This window comes from Streptomyces sp. NPDC058701 (genome assembly GCF_042715295.1).
Classification (GTDB): Bacteria; Actinomycetota; Actinomycetes; order Streptomycetales; family Streptomycetaceae; genus Streptomyces.
On the sequence record NZ_JBHXSY010000078.1, the window covers coordinates 1 to 16,873 of the forward strand.

Annotated in this window: 11 protein-coding genes and 1 pseudogene; 8 read left to right on the top strand and 4 right to left on the bottom strand. The window is 68.6% G+C overall.

Features of this window, described 5'->3' with window-relative positions:
- Positions 1 to 156: 156 nt before the first annotated feature.
- Genes ACFWW8_RS36700 through ACFWW8_RS36715 form a run of 4 tightly spaced genes read left to right on the top strand, consistent with a single transcriptional unit; the run spans position 157 to position 4,352 of the window.
- Positions 157 to 1,095 carry a decaprenyl-phosphate phosphoribosyltransferase gene (locus ACFWW8_RS36700; protein ID WP_386536783.1) on the top strand — a complete coding sequence of 313 codons (939 nt, stop codon included), beginning with the start codon at positions 157 to 159 and terminating at the stop codon, positions 1,093 to 1,095.
- Between the two features lie 40 nt (positions 1,096 to 1,135).
- A complete protein-coding gene (locus ACFWW8_RS36705; RefSeq protein ID WP_386536786.1) occupies positions 1,136 to 2,179 on the top strand; it encodes an acyltransferase family protein in 1,044 nt (347 codons plus the stop codon).
- Positions 2,176 to 3,594 (top strand): FAD-binding protein, encoded by a 1,419-nt coding sequence (locus ACFWW8_RS36710; protein WP_386536789.1) that lies wholly within the window; start codon positions 2,176 to 2,178, stop codon positions 3,592 to 3,594. The genes ACFWW8_RS36705 and ACFWW8_RS36710 overlap by 4 nt, the downstream gene beginning before the upstream one ends.
- Before the next feature lie 17 nt (positions 3,595 to 3,611).
- Positions 3,612 to 4,352 carry an SDR family NAD(P)-dependent oxidoreductase gene (locus tag ACFWW8_RS36715; RefSeq protein ID WP_386536791.1) on the top strand — a complete coding sequence of 247 codons (741 nt, stop codon included), beginning with the start codon at positions 3,612 to 3,614 and terminating at the stop codon, positions 4,350 to 4,352.
- A gap of 516 nt (positions 4,353 to 4,868) precedes the next feature.
- Here ACFWW8_RS36715 and ACFWW8_RS36720 read toward each other — a convergent pair.
- Genes ACFWW8_RS36720 through ACFWW8_RS36730 form a run of 3 tightly spaced genes read right to left on the bottom strand, consistent with a single transcriptional unit; the run spans position 4,869 to position 8,310 of the window.
- Entirely contained in the window at positions 4,869 to 6,158 is a 1,290-nt protein-coding gene (locus ACFWW8_RS36720) for an NtaA/DmoA family FMN-dependent monooxygenase (RefSeq protein WP_386536794.1), read from the bottom strand.
- Complete coding sequence (locus ACFWW8_RS36725) at positions 6,155 to 7,240, bottom strand: LLM class flavin-dependent oxidoreductase (RefSeq protein WP_386536796.1); 1,086 nt, start codon at positions 7,238 to 7,240, stop codon at positions 6,155 to 6,157. Before ACFWW8_RS36725 ends, ACFWW8_RS36720 begins: the two co-directional genes overlap by 4 nt.
- On the bottom strand, positions 7,240 to 8,310 hold the full coding sequence (locus ACFWW8_RS36730; protein WP_386536799.1) for a radical SAM protein: 1,071 nt from the start codon (positions 8,308 to 8,310) through the stop codon (positions 7,240 to 7,242). The genes ACFWW8_RS36725 and ACFWW8_RS36730 overlap by 1 nt, the downstream gene beginning before the upstream one ends.
- A gap of 333 nt (positions 8,311 to 8,643) precedes the next feature.
- Between ACFWW8_RS36730 and ACFWW8_RS36735 the strand changes: the two genes are divergently transcribed.
- The 4 genes from ACFWW8_RS36735 (at position 8,644) to ACFWW8_RS36750 (ending at position 16,569) form a co-directional block, all read left to right on the top strand.
- Positions 8,644 to 8,772, top strand: coding sequence for a hypothetical protein (locus tag ACFWW8_RS36735; RefSeq protein ID WP_386536801.1), 129 nt, complete (start codon positions 8,644 to 8,646; stop codon positions 8,770 to 8,772).
- Positions 8,773 to 8,908: 136 nt separating this feature from the next.
- Positions 8,909 to 11,608, top strand: coding sequence for a class IV lanthionine synthetase LanL (gene lanL, locus ACFWW8_RS36740; protein ID WP_386536810.1), 2,700 nt, complete (start codon positions 8,909 to 8,911; stop codon positions 11,606 to 11,608).
- A gap of 333 nt (positions 11,609 to 11,941) precedes the next feature.
- Positions 11,942 to 12,856 (top strand): cytochrome P450, encoded by a 915-nt coding sequence (locus ACFWW8_RS36745; protein ID WP_386536804.1) that lies wholly within the window; start codon positions 11,942 to 11,944, stop codon positions 12,854 to 12,856.
- A 17-nt stretch (positions 12,857 to 12,873) separates the two neighbouring features.
- Entirely contained in the window at positions 12,874 to 16,569 is a 3,696-nt protein-coding gene (locus tag ACFWW8_RS36750) for an ABC transporter ATP-binding protein (RefSeq protein WP_386536807.1), read from the top strand.
- A 150-nt stretch (positions 16,570 to 16,719) separates the two neighbouring features.
- Here ACFWW8_RS36750 and ACFWW8_RS36755 read toward each other — a convergent pair.
- A pseudogene (locus ACFWW8_RS36755) lies at positions 16,720 to 16,873 on the bottom strand (IS256 family transposase); the annotation flags it as partial.

Here is a 16,873-nt window from a genome sequence, read left to right on the forward strand (position 1 = left end):
CCAGCACTACCTCCTCATCACCCTCGCCACCCTCCTGACCCTCACCACCCTCAACGCCCGCGTCGAAAATGACGTTGCAAGCCCCGCGTCCGCGCGGGACGGGGCGCCCCAGCACTCCGGGAAGGCAGCAGCATGAATGCTTCGCGAGAGCCGGCCGTGCTGCACGAGATCACAGTCTCCGGACACAGCGGGCTCGGTCGTGCGGGCGACATGCTCGTGGCTCTGTGCCGCACCGCTCGCCCGCGCCAGTGGATGAAGAACAGCCTCGTCTTCGTCGCGCCGGGCGTGGCGGGGACACTGGGGCGACCGGAGTCTGCACGCAATACGGGCATCGCCTTCCTCGTCCTGTGCGCGGCCGCCAGCGGGACGTACTTTCTCAATGACGCCAGGGACGTCGCGAACGACCGGCTCCACCCGCGCAAGAAGACGCGCCCCGTCGCGGCCGGCACCGTCCCCCTGGCCGCTGCGTACGCCGCGGCAGTCGCGTTGATCGTGACGGCCGTCGCGGTGAGCACCCTCGCCCTCGGGCCGGCTGCATCAGCGTGCGCGGCCGTCTACAGCACACTGACCGTGTGGTACAGCCTCCAGCTCAAGCACATCGCCGTCCTCGACCTCGTGCTGTTGGCGCTGGCGTTCGTCCTGCGTGCAGTCATGGGGGCGCTCGCTGCAGCGGTGCCGCTGTCGCCCTGGCTGCTCATCGTCACCGCCTTCGGCGCCCTCTTCATGGCAGCGGGCAAACGCGCCGCCGACCTGCGGGCCGCACCCCCTTGCCGTGCGCGCGGCGTGCCGGACCTGGGCTACAGCCTGCCGTTCCTTGTGCGCATACAGACCCTGGCCGCCACCGTCGCGGTGACCGCCTATTGCGCCTGGGCTTTCGGCCTGGGATCGCCGGTGCCCGAGCGCGCCCCGAGCCCGGACGGCTCCGTCTGGATCCAGCTGTCCGTCGTTCCCTTCGTCAGCGGCCTGCTCCGCTACAGCCTCTATCTCGAGCGCGGAGACGGCGGAGCCCCGGAAGACCTGGTGCTCTCGGACCGGTTCCTGCGAGTTGCGGGAATCTGCTGGGTGCTGCTCTTGGCTGCGGGCTGCTGTGGCTGACCGTCCGCGGCCTAGCGGGACACTTGCTCCCGGACTGTCGGTGCCGCGTTCACTGCCGTCTCTCACCGGGGCCCGCTGGGCGGCTGCACTGCTGGTCTTCCTGTACCACGTTCACATCTACGGATACTTCGGGGGGCCGGCGGCCGAGGTCGTCGGCCGGGTCTTCGCAGCGGGCAGGACGGGCGTGTCGTTCTTCTTCGTCCTGTCTGGGTTCGTCCTTGTCTGGTCCGCGCCCGCGCATGACTCCGCACGGTCGTTCTGGCGCCGCCGAGCGGCCCGCGTCTACCCGGTGCACCTGGTGACGGGGCTGTGCGGGATGGTGCTGTCGGCCCGCGTGCTGCCGTGGCTGCGCCCCCACGGCCTGCTTGCCGCTGTCGGCGATCTGATCCTCGTCAGTTCGTGGTTTCCGGCGTGGGACCCGATGCGCACGGTCAGTTGGTCGCTGGCGTGCGAAGCCTTCTTCTACCTCGTCTTCCCGGCCCTCGTCACGGTCCTGAGGCGGTGCACGACGCGCGTCCTGATCGTCGTCGCCGCGCTGTGTGCGGGTGCCGTGCTGCTGCTACCCGCAGCCGCCCTCCTCAGCGGGCTGCGGTGGACGCCGTTCTTCCCGCCCGTCCGCTTCCCCGAGTTCGCCCTGGGCGCCGTCCTGGCGTGCCTCGTGCGCCGGAACGAGTGGCGCGGGCCCCGCACGCTGCACGCGGGTGCCGTGACGGCGATCGGATACTCCATGGCCCACTTCGTCCCAGCGCCCTTCGCGGACGCGGCGTGCACCGTGGGCGGGTTCGCACTGTTGATACCGGCGCTTGCGGTCGCCGACCTCCGCGGTCTGCGCTCCGTGTGGCGCAGTCCCCCCGCGGTGCGGCTGGGAAAGCTCTCGTTCGCCTTCTACATGGTGCACGTCCTGATTATGGGAGTCGGTGAACGGCTCGCCGGCGCCGTGCCGCGCTTCGCGCCCGGCACCGGGACCGCCTTCACGGGCGTTGTCTTCTGCGCCGCGCTGGCGTGTGCATGGCTGATGTACGAAACGGTCGAGGAACCCGGGCGCGGTTTGCTGCTCGGCCGCCGCAAGGAGGCCCTATCGTGAGGAACCGGCCCGGTAACCAGCCGATGTGCCCGCCCGGAGCGCCCGTCCCCGGACGCACCGTCCCGCTCAGCGGATGGGGCCGTACGGCCCCGACGACCGCCCTCCTGGCGCAAGCGGACTCCGACGATGGGGTGAGAGCGCTCCTGGAGCGGCCCCCAGAGCGAGGCGTGGTGGCCCGGGGAGCGGGACGCAGCTACGGCGACCCCGCACAGAACGCCGGGGGCGCCGTGGTCGAACTCAGCGGTCTGCGACGCCTGCACGGGATCGACACGAACGGGACCGTGACGGTCGACGGTGGCCTGCACCTGCGCACACTGACCCGGCGCCTCCTGCGACACGGCTTCTTCCTACCCGTCGTGCCCGGCACCGGGCACGTCACGGTGGGTGGCGCCATCGCGGCTGACGTGCACGGCAAGAACCATCCGGTGGCGGGAAGCTTCGGCGACCACGTCGTCGACATGGTCGTGCAGACTCCACGGGGCCGCCTCTTCCTCACCCCGGACCGCCGACCCGAGGAATTCTGGGCGACCGTGGGAGGGATGGGCCTGACCGGCGTCATCACCCGCGCGACGCTGCGCACCGAGCGCGTGCCCTGCCCGTTGCTCCACCAACACGAACGCCGGTACGACGACCTCGACGCGCTACTGGCCGCCATGGCGGTGCCGACGCCGGCACTGCCGCACGTCGTGGCCTGGATCGACGGCACGGCCAGGGGGGCCCGACTGGGGCGCTCGATCCTCACCCGGGCTGCCTGGGCCCGGCCGGCGGACCTGTCTGCTGCTCCGCACCGGCCCCGGCACGCTGTCGCCAAGGACAGGACGGTGCCGCACCGTCTACTGGCCCCCCTCCTGTCACCGACGGCGGTGCGCGTGTACAACCAGCACCGCCTCCGCACCGCCAGGGCCTCGGCCCTGGTCGGCCCGGAAACCTTCTTCCACCCCCTCGACGCGATCGCGGGCTGGAACCTCCTCTACGGCCCGCGCGGCCTGGTCCAGTACCAGTACGCCGTGCCCCACTCCACCGAAGGGAGGAAGGTGCTCATCCGCACCTTCGAACGACTGCAGCGCGTCGGTTGCCCGCCCTACCTCGCCGTGCTCAAGAGGCTGGGGCGACCGGCGCGCTCCTACCTGTCCTTCCCCATCGACGGGTGGACCCTTGCCCTCGACTTTCCCGCCGCAATGCCCGGGTTGGCCCGGGAGCTGGACGCGCTGGACGGGTCCGTGCTGGAGGCCGGTGGTCGCCTCTACCTGGCTAAGGACTCCCGCTGCGCCCCCGAGGTCTTCGCCGGTATGTACCAGGGGCTGGAGGAGTGGCGGGCGGTCCGGGACGGCATGGACCCGGGCCGCGTCCTGTGCTCCGACCAGGCACGTCGCCTGCGGCTCATCGACCCGCGTCCGGGGCGGGGTCGGACATGAGGAACGCCTTCGGTGTCATGCCGACCGTACTGCTGCTGGGCGGTACGTCCGACATCGCGCTCGCGCTCTGCCGGGCGCTGGCCCGACGCGGGACGAGCACGATCATCCTGGCCGGGCGCGACTGCGGCGCCCTGGCCGCGCGTGCGGCACTGCTGGAGGCCGAAGGTGCGTGCGTGCACACCGTGCCCTTCGACGCCGCGGACACCGGCGGGCACGAGACCTTCATGCGGGGGGTCACCGACCGCTTCGGCGACCTGGACCTGGTCGTGTTGGCTTTCGGGGTCCTGGGTGACCCCGGGCACCTGGCCGAGAGCCACGCCGCGACGCTGAACTGCGTGCGGACCACGTTCCTCGGTGCGGTATCCGTCCTGCATGCGACCGGGGCTGTCCTCAGGAAGCAGGGGCACGGCACCGTCGTGGTGTTCTCCTCGGCCGCAGCCCGGCGCCCGCGGCCGGTGAACTACACCTACGCGGCCGCGAAGGCCGGGTTGGACACGTACGCGCGGGGGCTGGCGCAGAGCCTGGCCGGAACCGGGGTCCGTGTCCTGGTCGTCCGTCCCGGGTTCGTGCGGACGGCCATGACCGAGGGGCTCGAGGTTCCTCCCATGGCCACCACTGCGTCCGCCGTGGCGGAACAGACGTGCCGTGCCCTGATGTCCGCCAAGGACGTCGTGTGGGTCCCACGGCGTGTCGGCCTGGCCGTCGCCCTTCTCCGGCACCTACCGGTGGGGATACTGCGCAGACTGCCGTACAGCTGAGGTATGCAGGTCTCGAACCGGTCCGCTTCGAGCGGGCGGCCATGGCCCGGCTTCGGCACCGCGCCCGACATGGTGCCGAGGCGGCCTCTTTCGACATACGTCATCGCCGTCACCTCCAGCTGACCCGCTCCGGCCGTGAGTGGTCCCTGCCCTACCCGTGTACGCCCCGAGAAGACCGTTGACGGCCGCTGGACGGCCCCAGCTCTGCCAAGCGCAAGGCGGCAAGGGTCACCCTGGTCGGCTACCCCGCACCGGGGTCCGAGACCATCGTCGTCATCGCCGAACGGAAGCAATCTCCGTCGCCACCGTCATGCGCTCGACCGCCCGCGTCGTCGACCGAACGGCACGACGACGCCAGCCGGCCTCCGTGGCATCGCCCTTTGGCCTAGCCAGCGCTGCGTTCGCCGAGCAGTGCACACAGCGTAGGACTGGTGTAGCCGCCTCGTGCCGTCGACGCCAGCGCGTCCTCGTGGGTGGCCACTGCGTGACCTGCTGATCCTGCCGCCGGGCACAGCATCACCCCGGCGGGCAGAGACCCAGGTGGTCGCGGAGTGTGCTACCCGTGTATGCGCTACGGAAGGCCCCCATCTCCTGAAGCAACGGCACGACTTCGTCGACGAATCCGTCGAGTCCGTCCGGCGCAGCGTGGGGCCGGATGATGAATCCGTCGGCGGCCTCGGCCCGGAACAGCTGGATCAGTCGCCGCGCCACGGTAAGTGGCGTGCCCACCAAGGACTGGCGTCCCGTCACTTCGACGACGAGTTCGCGTACCGAGAGACCCTCCTCATCTGCACGATCCCGCCACCGCTGCACGACCGGCACGTCCCGAGGATCGGCTGGCCCTATCTCCGGCAACGGGCCGTCAGGGTCGTAGCCACTGAGGTCGACCCCCCACGTGTGCTCAAGAAAGGCAAGAGCGGCCTGCGGCGTGATCAGGTCCCGGCGCTGCTGCACTGCGCGCTCGTGCGCCTCCGCGCCCGTAGTGCCCAGGACGAAGGACATACCAGGCATGACTTTCAGGTCGTCGGGGCGGCGTCCGTATAGCGCAAGACGGCGTTTGACGTCCGCGTAGAAACGCCGACCGGATTCCAGTCCGTTTTGCAGGGTGAACACGACGTCCGCATGGGACGCCGCGAATTCCCTCCCTTCATCGGAATTGCCCGCCTGGATCAGTACAGGATCCACCTGAGGGCTGCGGGGGAGGGTAAACGCCCCCGAAGCCCTGAAATGCGAGCCGGCGTAGCTGAATCCCTCCGGTGACGCACCTGGCCACACAGTAGGCTCCCAGGAACGCCATAAAGTGCGGCACAGCCCGACCGCGTCTCGTGCCCGGGTGTATCGCTCCGCGGAGGGCAGGAATCCTCCACGACGGAAATTGCCCCCGGTGAACGCATCCGACGTGGTGACGACGTTCCACGCGGCACGTCCGCCGGAGAGGTGATCCAGCGATGAGAACCTCCTCGCCAGATCGAACGGCTCATTGAAGGTCGTGTTGACGGTGGCTGCGAGTCCTACTCGGCTGGTGACGGCAGCGAGCGCGGACAGCAACGTCAAGGATTCCGGGCGACCGGCGACATCCAGTTCACGCACGCGTCCGTGGACTTCGGGAAGACGCAGGCTCTCGGTCAGGAAGAAGAAGTCGAACGCGGCCCGCTCCGCGGTTCGTGCCATGTGGAGGAACGAATCGAACGCGATCTGGCTCCCCATGGGCGCACGACTCCACACCGTCGAGCTGTCGTTAGGGAACAGCACGCCCAAGTGCATCGTGCGCCCTGCCGACGGCGGCTTCTCCTCGGACACGGTCATCGACCCTCCTCGATGGATGGGTGCCGTCGGCCGTCGACACGCGGCAGTCCGAGGCGTGTGCGCAACATCCCTGCCGGTTCGCCGGTCGGTGCCGGAATGTTGCTCGCAGCCAAGAGCGGCAGGACCTCCCCGGCGAGAGCAGGCAACTCGTCCGAGGGGGCGTCGAGCGACACGTGGACGCCGTCCGCCCCGCCCAGGCCGTACCAATCCTCGAGTCCGAGGGCCAGATCGCCTACGTCGCCGACGCCCCGAGCCGGACCGTGCACGCCCGGACCGCTGCCGGCGGTCCCGACCACGAGGCGGGTGAGGACCTTGAGGTGGTCGGGATGCCGCCCGTGGGCAGCAGCACGCCCCCTCAGACCCGCACACAACTCTCGTCCCGAAACGAGATCAGTGGCAGGCAGGAGCACGACGTCCGCGCATCGGGCGGCCGTGGCGAGTTGGGCGGCACAGGGATCGGTATCGAGGGCGACGACGATGACGGGCCGGCCCTGAGGAGGCCGGGGCGTGATGGACGGCCCTTGCACGTGGAAGCGTCCGTGAGGGCCCGGCGGGTGCAGTAGGTCGGCATTTAGGAAGCAGCCCGTCGCACGATCGCGGATCTCCGCTCCGTCCTGCCAGCTGTCCCAGAGGTCCACGACGGTGTCCGCGACCTCTCCCGCCTCGATCCAGGCCTCCTGCCGGGACGGCGCGGCAGCGCGCCCGAAGTGCCGTGCCTCTGCGGCCCGCACGGAAGGCCGGATCAGCCAACCGGCCCATCCTCCGCTGATGTGGTCGAGCGTCGCCAAGCCGGCGGAGACGTGGAACGGCTCGGTGTAGGTGGTGGTCACCGCGGCGACGAGCCCGAGTCCGAAGACGGACGGGGCGGCGTACGCCAGGAGGGAGATCGCGTCGAGACGGCCGCCTGGTAGGGGCTGCGGGCCGCTCGAGGCCGGTCGTGCCATCGAGTCGTCCATCGTGACGAAGTCGACTCCGGCGTGCGCGGCGAGCCCGATCATCCTTGTCCAGAAGGCTCCAGTGACGGTTTCCGGTCCGGTCGCCACACCGTCCAACCCGAGGGCGAGGAGCGGGCGGCCTGTCATCAGCCGACTCCCGCGCCGGTTTCCGGCTGCGTCGGAACAGGCGTGAAGGGGAGGCGGCGGTCGAAGCGGAGCCGGTCCTCGGGAGTGCCGAAGTACGCATCGAGTCTGCGGGTGGCTTCGGCCCACTGTGCCATGGTGTGCGCCGAGGCCAGCGCACCGACGATATACGGGTGGCTCCAGCGAGCCACCGCGCGCTCCCACAGGACGGTGAAGGGCTCCGCCCCGAGTCGTCCTACCGTGCCTTCGTAGATGGGCATCGCGCGGACCGCGCCGTCCGGCTCCACCTGGACAGCTGTGGGTACCCGACCTGTGGCGACCTGGTCGGGCCGCATCTGCAACACGCGATTGTCGGAGACGCTGACCCAGGTGTCATGGGTCATCAGGGCGTTCAGGTGGCTGGCGAGACCGGGGTCGGCGAGCTGCGCCATCTGGTCGTCGGTGAGGAGTTCATGGTCGCTGAACCCCGTGCGGCTCGACAGTCCGGAGGGTACTGCCGCACCGAACGACAACGAGCTCATCTGGGGTAAGCGGTTGCCGAGCTCGGAACAGAATTCCTCCATCTGGCCGAAGTTGCTGCGGGTCAGTGTGCAATCGATCCCGAAGGCGAAGGGTGAGGCACCACGTCCGCCCCTGCGCGCGACGGCCTCGTTCAAGGAGACGCATGCCTCCACTGCCCGTGCGAACGAGCCCTTCCGGCCCCGGATGCGGTCGTGCACGTCAGCTGTGGCGCCGTCGATGCTGACGGTGACCTGGCGCACCGCGCCCTCCAGGCGATCTGGCAGGTCGGGTCGCCAGTTCCATCCGCCGGTATAAAGCGTGGTGTGCGCACCGGTTGACGCGACCCGGGCGGCGATCTCGAAAATGTTCGGGACGAGCAGGGGCTCGCCTCCCGCGAAGGTGACGCTCTCCAGATCCAGCGCCGCCATCACGTCGGCCAAGCGCAGCAGTTCGTTCGTTCCCAGCTGACGGGAAGGACGCCGCCCGGATTCGGAGTAGCAGTGCGAGCAACGGAGCGGGCAGGAATAGGTTATATCCCAGATAATGCTCCGCGGGATCGTATCGGTGCTCACGTGCGAGATCTCCGTCTTCTTCCGAAACAGCTTTGGGTGGATGTTCATTGATAGTAGGCGGCATCGCAGAGGGGGGCGGACTCATCGGCTGAGTAAATTCTGCTCAATTTTCGATTCCGGTTTTGACGGCGGAAGGTGTGCGTATAGCTTGACCAAGGCCCGGGATCCGGACGGCAGACCGCTCGTTTCTGATCACGCCCGCTCGTCCTGTCCGCCATTCTTTCCGTGTCGGGACGAGCGTGTCATCGCAGCACGCAGCCGGGCCCGACAACCGGTGTGCCACGACCACGAATCGTCGTGCATCGAATCCCTTTACAAGAGAGGTTTTTTCACATGTCGTTCGACATTGCTGACCTGCAGACTCTGGCCGTGGACGTCGAGACCGAGGCCTACCCGCCGTCCACCGACGTCCGGAACCCGTGGACCGGCACCTGCGAGACGTTCGTTCCGGCCGAGGTCTGATCGACACCCTGCCCGTCCCGGTGCCTTGCGAGGCCCGGGGCGGGCAGCTCTGCGGGCGCAGCCTGCCCCGCGTGTCACACGTCCTTTTGTCCGTTCCCGACCTCCATGGTTCGGCGGAGTCCAGTGAGTGAGCACGATGATGTCCAAGTGGGCGGACTCCACCCTGCTGTCCGATGTGGTGCGAGCTGAGCTAGCCCGCAGGGGTCTCACCGATGTGTGGACCATGAACCGGCAGGGGTTTTGGTTCGCCGTTCTGCCTGCCGATTGTCAACTCCCGCCACATGGCTGGAAGCTGCACGTCTCGGCGACCGTCCTGTCCGCACCGTTGGTACTGGCACGTGCGGCCTCCGTACTGACCGAGGCGGGGTGCGCCTTCAAGTTCGCCCGAGACCTGCATGCCGTCGGTGAGCAGACTTCTGCCAACGCCGACCGGGGAGCGGCAGGGAAGTTCATTACCGCCTATCCACCGATCGGCGCCCTGGAGGAGATCGCGAGCGAGCTGCATCTGGCCACGCTGGGACTGCCCGGCCCGCGGATCCTTTCGGACCGGCCGTTATCCTCCTCCAGCCTGGTCCATTACCGTTACGGGAGCTTCATCCGAGAGACCCGCCTGGACGACTTCGGCCGTTTCGTCCCCGTCATGGTCGGTCCGGACGGCAAGGCGGTCGAGGATCGTAGGACCGCCGCGTACAGCGCTCCCGCCTGGGCCTCAGACCCCTTCGCACGCGGTGAACCTGTTCCGAGTCGGCCCCATGCCACGACCGTTCGCCTGGATGACCGTTTCACCGTCGACGTCGTCCTCAAGCACTCCAACCGCGGGGGAGTCTTCCTGGCGACCGATGGGCGGAGCGGGAACCGAGTGGTCATCAAACAGGGCCGAGCGCACGTTAGCGGAGATATTGACGGCAGCGACGCCCGCGACGCCGTGCGGCACGAGTCGGAGGTGCTGGAGCTGCTGTCGGCCACCGGGCTCGTCCCCGACCGCATAGCGTTCTTCACGCAGCAGGGCGACGTCTTCCTCGTGCAGGAGTTCTTGCCCGGCAGGACCCTCGAACAGTGGGTCCGCGAAGAAGTGGCGGACTCGTGCCCGGGCACCGGCTTGGCTCCGGACGCCGCCTTGCAACTGGCCCGCAAACTGGTCGAGGTGCTTTCACGTGTCCATGACGAGAATCTCGTCCTCCGCGACCTAAAGCCGGGCAATATCATGATGCTGCCCGACGGCGACCTGCGCCTGATCGACCTGGAGCACGCAGCGGAGCCCGACAGGCCCGCCCGGCACGTATCCACCCACGGATTCGCGGCACCTTCCGCATCCGACGGCCGCAGCGGCTTTCACCGGCCGGCACCCCGTCTGAGCGACGATGTGTTCAGCTTGGGTGCGACCCTCTGCCACGCAGTCGCGGCATTGCCAACCTGGGAGATCCCCACCAGCGACGAGGGACGCGGCTTCGCCGCCTCCCTGCAGGAGACGGCACTACTGGCGTCAACGGGCCGCCCGGGCCTTCAAGTCGTCCTGCCGCTTGTCCTGGGGCTCACCGAACCGAAGCCCCAGGACCGCTGGAGTCTTCACCGCGCCCGGGACTTCCTGAACGACCCGACGGCCGAGCGGGGCTCGCCCCTGCCCGGCCCCCCGTCCGGTGTCGATGCCACCCAGATCCTCGAGGACGGCCTCGGCCTGCTGCTGCACACCGTCGACTTCGAGCGCGCGGAACATCTGTGGCAGCCCGGAGGTGCGGAACGGGACAAGGACCAGTGCAACGGCTACGACGGTGCGGCAAGTATCCTGCCCCTTCTCGTACGTACATCCATCCGCACCGGGGACCGCCCGGAGATCCGGCGCGCCCTGCAAAGGACGGCTCACTGGGTCGCGGGACGCGTGTCGGACATTCCCCGGACACTGCCCGGCCTGCACAGCGGCCGGGCCGGCACCACGATGGCGCTGATCGAAGCTGCGGAGCACTTGGCCAACGACGACCTCGCCGACCGGGCGGCTGCGCTCGGCGCAGCCCTGCCGGTCCTGGGGCCGCACACCGACCTCACCCACGGCCTTGCCGGTGCAGGGTCCGCTCAGATCCAGCTGTGGCGATCCACTGGCGACGGCCGCTTCCTCGACCGGGCCGTGAAGTGCGCCGACGAAGTTCTGAACGCCGGTGTGACAACGGGGACGATGCGGTACTGGGAGGTGCCGGATCCGGCTTCCGGCACAAGCCGCAGGGCAGCAGGCTTCGCCCACGGCGCGGCCGGCATCGGAGCCTTCCTGCTCGAAACGGCCATCGCCACCGACCGAGAGGAGTACCTCGACGCCGCGGACGCGACCGCCCGCGGCTTGATCGAGTCCGTCGAGATCCACGAGGACCAGGCCTACTGGCCCCACCACTCGGGCAACCGTCGTCTCGTCAACTGGTGCAACGGCTCCGCCGGCATCGGGACCTTCCTGCTCCGTACGTGGCAGGCAACCGACCGGCCGCACCTTCTCACTCTCGCCGAACAGGCGGCGCGCGCCGCACGTCAGCGCTTGTGGCAGCAGAACTCCTATTGGTGTTGCGGCCTCCCCGGCATCGGGAACTTCTTCCTCGACCTCGAGGATGCGACGGGCGAGTCGTGGTATCGCGACGCGGCGGAGGAAACCGCTTCCATTCTGATCAGCAGACGTACCGTCCGTGGCGGCCGCACCGTCGTCGTACCGGGCGACAGCAGCGGCCACGACCTCTTCGGGTACGGCACCGGCCTTGCCGGTGTTCTCGGCTTCCTTCAGAGGCTCCGGTTCGGGGGCGGGACTGCCGTGACGTTCGGACTCCGCCCGGACCGTACCCCGATTCGGCCCGACGCACGCTGACCGACCTCAACCCAGTGCAGAAAGGCCGACCCCGTGCTGGAGACGCCCCCCATCCCTCGCTGTCCGAGCGGCCTGTTCGGTTCCGCGTTCACCGACCGACCACACCCGGTCCTGGACGCTCTTCGTGAAGAGCGCCCCGTCACACAAGCCCGACTACCCGGGGGCCGGACTGTCTGGGTCGTCAGCCGTTACGCCGACGTACGCGCAGCACTGTCGGACCCGAGGCTGTCGCTCCAGCACCACACACCTCCCACTTCCCTCCGGCAACCGGGCAGGGCCCGTGACCTGACGCTCCTCCACCACGATCCACCTCATCACACCCGGCTCCGGGCGTTGGCATCGAAGGACTTCACCCCCGCAGCGGCGGAACGCTTCCGGCACCGGACACGTGAGATCGCCGCAGGCTTGATAGCCGGCATGCCGCGGGGCGAAGGCTTCGACGTCATGGACGCCTATGCGCGGCCGCTCACGTTCACCGTGCTGCGCGAGGTCATGGGCATCGCAGCCCACCACCACGACGGCCTCTACCGTTGGATGTGCACCCTCGACGCGGGCAGCGGAGACCCGGTCGCCGTCACCGCTGCGCTCGATCACGTGGAAGACCTCGTCCGGACCGAGTTGCGCCGCCGACAGGCACCAGAGGCCGGCCTCCTCGCATCGATCGCTGCCGCGGCCCAGTCGTCCGATGCGACCGAGGACGAAGCGGTTTCCTTGTGCACCATGGTGCTGATCGCCGGATTCGGCGTCACCACCCAGATGGTCGGCGTCTGCCTACTCGGTCTGCTGACCCAGGAATCTGTCCTCTCAGCAGTGCTAGAGAATCCCTCGCTGCTGCCCGAAACGGTGGAAGAGCTGATCCGCAAGGACACCTCCGCTCCGTTCACGACTGTCCGGAGGGCAGTGGCCGACATGGTCATCGGCGACACGAGCATTCCGGCCGGAGACGACGTGCTCCTTTCGCTCGGTGGGGCCAACAGAGATCCGCGTGCCTTCGGACCGGCCGGGCTTCACGCCTCCGGTTCCCGCCGGTCTCGCCACTTGGCCTTCGGCCATGGACCGCACTACTGTCTCGGTGCCCCGTTGGCCAGGATGGAGCTCACCACTGCACTGGGAGAACTCCTGCGTCTTCATCCCGAGCTCTCGCTCGCCGTCGAGCCGTCGGAACTCGCCTGGCGGGGCGGCTACCAACACCGCGTTCTGGACAAGTTGCCGGTTCTCCTCGGCCCCGGCCCGGCTGTGACCCCGTGACCCGCGAACAACATCGAATGAGAGTTTCCGCAAGGGCGCTCCGTGCTGCGCCCGCGCGTCCCGGTGCCGCGTGGATTCGGTTCTTGGCCGCCGTCGGTCGCCCCCACCGGACCACTGCATTGCTCTCCCTGCTCGCAGCGACCGCAGCTACGGCCGCGACGACTTCGGCACCGCTCATCATGAAGGCGGCGATCGATGACATCGCTGGCGGGCCCCCCCGAGCCCTGGACCGCTCATTGCTGCTGCTCGCCCTTTGTGCTTGCGCGGGTTTCGTGTTCACCACCGCCCGGAACCTGTGGGGCGAAAGACTTGCCCTGTCCCTCGACCACGACCTGCGCGTCTCCCTGTTTCAGGCCTTGAGCAGGCTCGACGGGGCGGGTCACGACCGGCTGGAAGCCGGCCAGGTACTCAGCCGGGCCACCTCAGACCTGCAACTCGTGCACCGCTTTATCACCTTGCTTCCCCAGAGTGCTGGACACCTTCTACTCCTCCTGGCATCTACGGCAGTCATGCTGTCCATGTCGCCCCTGCTCACTGCCGTCCCGGCAGCCACCGCCTGTGCCCTGTGGATGGCGGTCCGTCGCAGCCGGGCTCAGCTCAGCCCCCTCACCGCCGCCGCACAGCAGCGCGCTGCGGAGACTGCCGACATGGTGGCCGCTACCGTGGCGGGGATCCGTGTGGTGAAGGCCTTCGGACAGGAGCACCGCGAGGTCGGCAGGTTCGAACGGTCCGCGCGCCTCCTGCGCACGGCTCGGATGCGTTTGGCACTCGCCAACAGCCGCTGCGTCCCGCCGATGCAGGCCGTTCCTGCCTTCGGCCAGGTGGCCGCCCTCGGCGTGGGCGGCTGGCTCGCGCTGTCCGGCACGATCTCCCTGGGCACGCTCGTGGCCTTCTGCGGCTACCTCAGCCAGGTGGACACGCCATTGTGGACGCTGTCCACTCTGGCGACCACAGCACGACAGGCCCGGGCCGGGACCGAACGCATCACGGCGCTCATCGACGTTGCCCCCGTACCCGACGACACCGGGGCTGACCGGGCCGAGGCGCTGCCCTTCCTTCCGGAATCGCCGGCACTTGTCTTCGACGGGGTCACCTTCCGGTATCCAGGGCAACAGTCCGGCTCGCCGGCCCTCGACGGGGTCAACATATGCCTGCAGCGGGGAGAAATCCTGGGCATCATGGGTCCGGCGGGATCGGGCAAGTCAACCCTCATAGAGCTCGCACTCGGCTTCCACGAGACCACGGCGGGCACGATCCGAGTCTTCGGGCGCGACCTACGCCTGCTCAGTCGACGACGACTGCGAAGTGCCATGGCGGCGGTCGGCGAAGAGCCCTTTCTGTTCTCATCCTCCATCGCCGACAACATCGCTCTGGGAAGACCGGACGCAACCGCGGACGAGATCCAGGCCGCCGCCCGCGCCGCCCGGGCAGACGCATTCATCAGTGCCTTGCCCGACGGGTACGCGACCGTGCTGGGCGAGCGTGGCCTGAGCCTTTCCGGCGGTCAGCGACAACGTCTGGCCCTGGCAAGGGCCTTGCTGGCAGATCCGCCGATCTTGCTGCTCGACGACACGACGTCGGCCGTCGACCTCCGAACCGAATCGGAGGTACAGGCGGCACTGCGCGATGAGGCCGGCAGGCGCGCCGTACTGCTCGTCGCCCGCCGACGCTCGTCGCTTCGCCTGGCGGACCGGATCGCCGTACTCGAACACGGTCGTGTGGTCGACCTCGGCACACACGAGGAACTGAGCAGGCGCTGCCCCGCGTACCTACGTCTGCTGGATGCACCAGAGGGCACTGGACAGCCCGAATCCTCGCCCCCGGGTAGCGGATACGGTCCAGGCTCCGCACATTCGGAAGACCCCGGCGGCGCCGCGGTGCGCGACCACCGAGGGCGGACGACCGAGCGACACAACACCGTCGGACCAAAAGCACTGCGATTTCGATTCCTTCCATTCCTGCGCCCCCTACGACTCTCCCTCATCGCGTCGTTGGTCCTGATCGCACTGGATGCGGCGGCGGCGCTCGCAGCATCCGTCATCCTGCGCCGCGGCATGGCTGAAGGCGTCACATCAGACGTACCCGGCGTCCTGGCCGGCGCGGCGGTCACCGGAACTGTCGTGATCGTGCTGCGGTGGTTCGTCCAGGCCAGAGAGGCCCGGCTAAGCGCTCGCAACGCGGAATCTCTTCTGTACGCCCTGCGAGTGAGGATGTGGAGCGGGCTGCACGGCCTGGGCACGGACTTCTTCGATCGTCAGCCCGCAGGCCAGGTCACCACCCTCATGTCCACTGATCCCGAAGCCCTTTCCGCGTTCCTCCAGTCGGGGCTGGCTGCGGCTGTCGTCAGCCTGCTGACGTGTCTGGGAGCGTTGGGGGCGCTCGCGGCAGGTGACGGGGGAGCCGGCTTGGTCGTCTGCGCAGCCCTGCCGGTGTACGCAGCATCCGGCGTTTTGTTTCGAAGGATTGCTGCTGTGCGCTACGAGGCGGCACGGAACACCATGGGGGAGGTGAACGCCTTCCTTCAGGAAGCCTTCGCCGGCATGCGGACGCTCCAGCTCTTCCGCGCCGAGGAGCGGTGGGCACGCCTGTTTCGAACCGTCAGCACGATTCACCGTCGTTCGGCGCTGAACGCAAGCGCATGCGGTGCGCTGTATTTCCCGTTCCTGACTCTTCTCGTGCAGGCGGCCTCGGTCGGGGTGCTGGCCGTGGGGGCTCGGCGCGTGGGAGACGGAACGCTTGCCGTCGCGGGCTTGGTCGCCTGTCTCCTCTACGTCGATCTGGTCTTCACTCCGATTCAGCAACTGGCGCAAGTCTTCGACGGTTTCCAGCGCGCGGCTGTCGCCGCAGGCCGGATCCGCAGCTTCATGGAAGTCCCAGCAACTCCGCCGCAGGCACCTGCGCCGGTGCCTGCGACGCGGCTCCGAGGCGAGATCCGCTTCGACGGGGTCTCCTTCACCTATCCGGCCCGGAACGGCACAAGCCCTAGCGTTCTCACGGACATCCGGCTGCACATACCACCGGGCCAGATCGTTGCGCTGGTGGGATCGACAGGAGCTGGGAAATCCACTATCACCAAACTCTTGGCACGATTTCACGACGTGACCGACGGGGCGATCCTCGTGGACGGGACTGATCTGCGCGACTACGACCTTCGCGACTACCGTCGGTGCCTGGGCATAGTTCCCCAGGAAACGCACCTGTTCGCAGGGACGGTACGTGATGCGATCGCCTACGGTCGTCCGGAGGCGAGCGACCACGAAGTCGTCGCCGCCGCGCGCTACGTCGGGGCTCATGACGTGATCATCGGCTTTCCCCAGGGGTACCGCCACCGCTTGCTGGGCCAGGGCCGCAACCTCTCTGAAGGACAGCGCCAGCTGCTCGCCCTGGCTCGCGCCGAACTCGTAGACCCCGACATCGTCCTGTTGGACGAGGCATCCTCGGCGCTCGACGCCGCTACCGAGGCGTCCGCCATGCTTCGCGCAGGAAGGGGAGGCGGCCGCCGCCGCACCACCATCGTGGTGGCGCACAACCTGGCCGTTGCCGCCCGGGCAGACCGGGTCGTCGTCCTCGACCAGGGGCGCGTGGTGCAGGACGGCTCCCACCGCGCGCTGTTGTCCGTCGCCGGCCCCTACCGCCGCATGTGGCGGGCCGGCCTGGCGACCCGTGGTGGGGGCCGGACCCCACGGCGCCTCAAGCCGACCAGCTCCGAGTAGTGATCGGCACCATCACGAGATGTGCACCGGGAGGTTACGCCACGTTAGCTTCGTCACGTCCAGCACAGCGTTTGTGGATGTGTTCGACCTGAGTTGGTGACCCCTGGGCTGGGTCTGTCAAACGAGCGGTGTATCTCGGGTTGTTGAGGGCTACTGACGAGCTACGGAGAGCCGGCCGTCGAAGGTGATGTCGAAGGCGTTCAGTGCGGTCTTCCAGCGCATGGTCCAGCGGGCGTGGCCCTTGCCGGTGGGTCCAGGGACATGATCGCCATATAGACGCACTTCAGGGCGGCCTGCTCGTTGG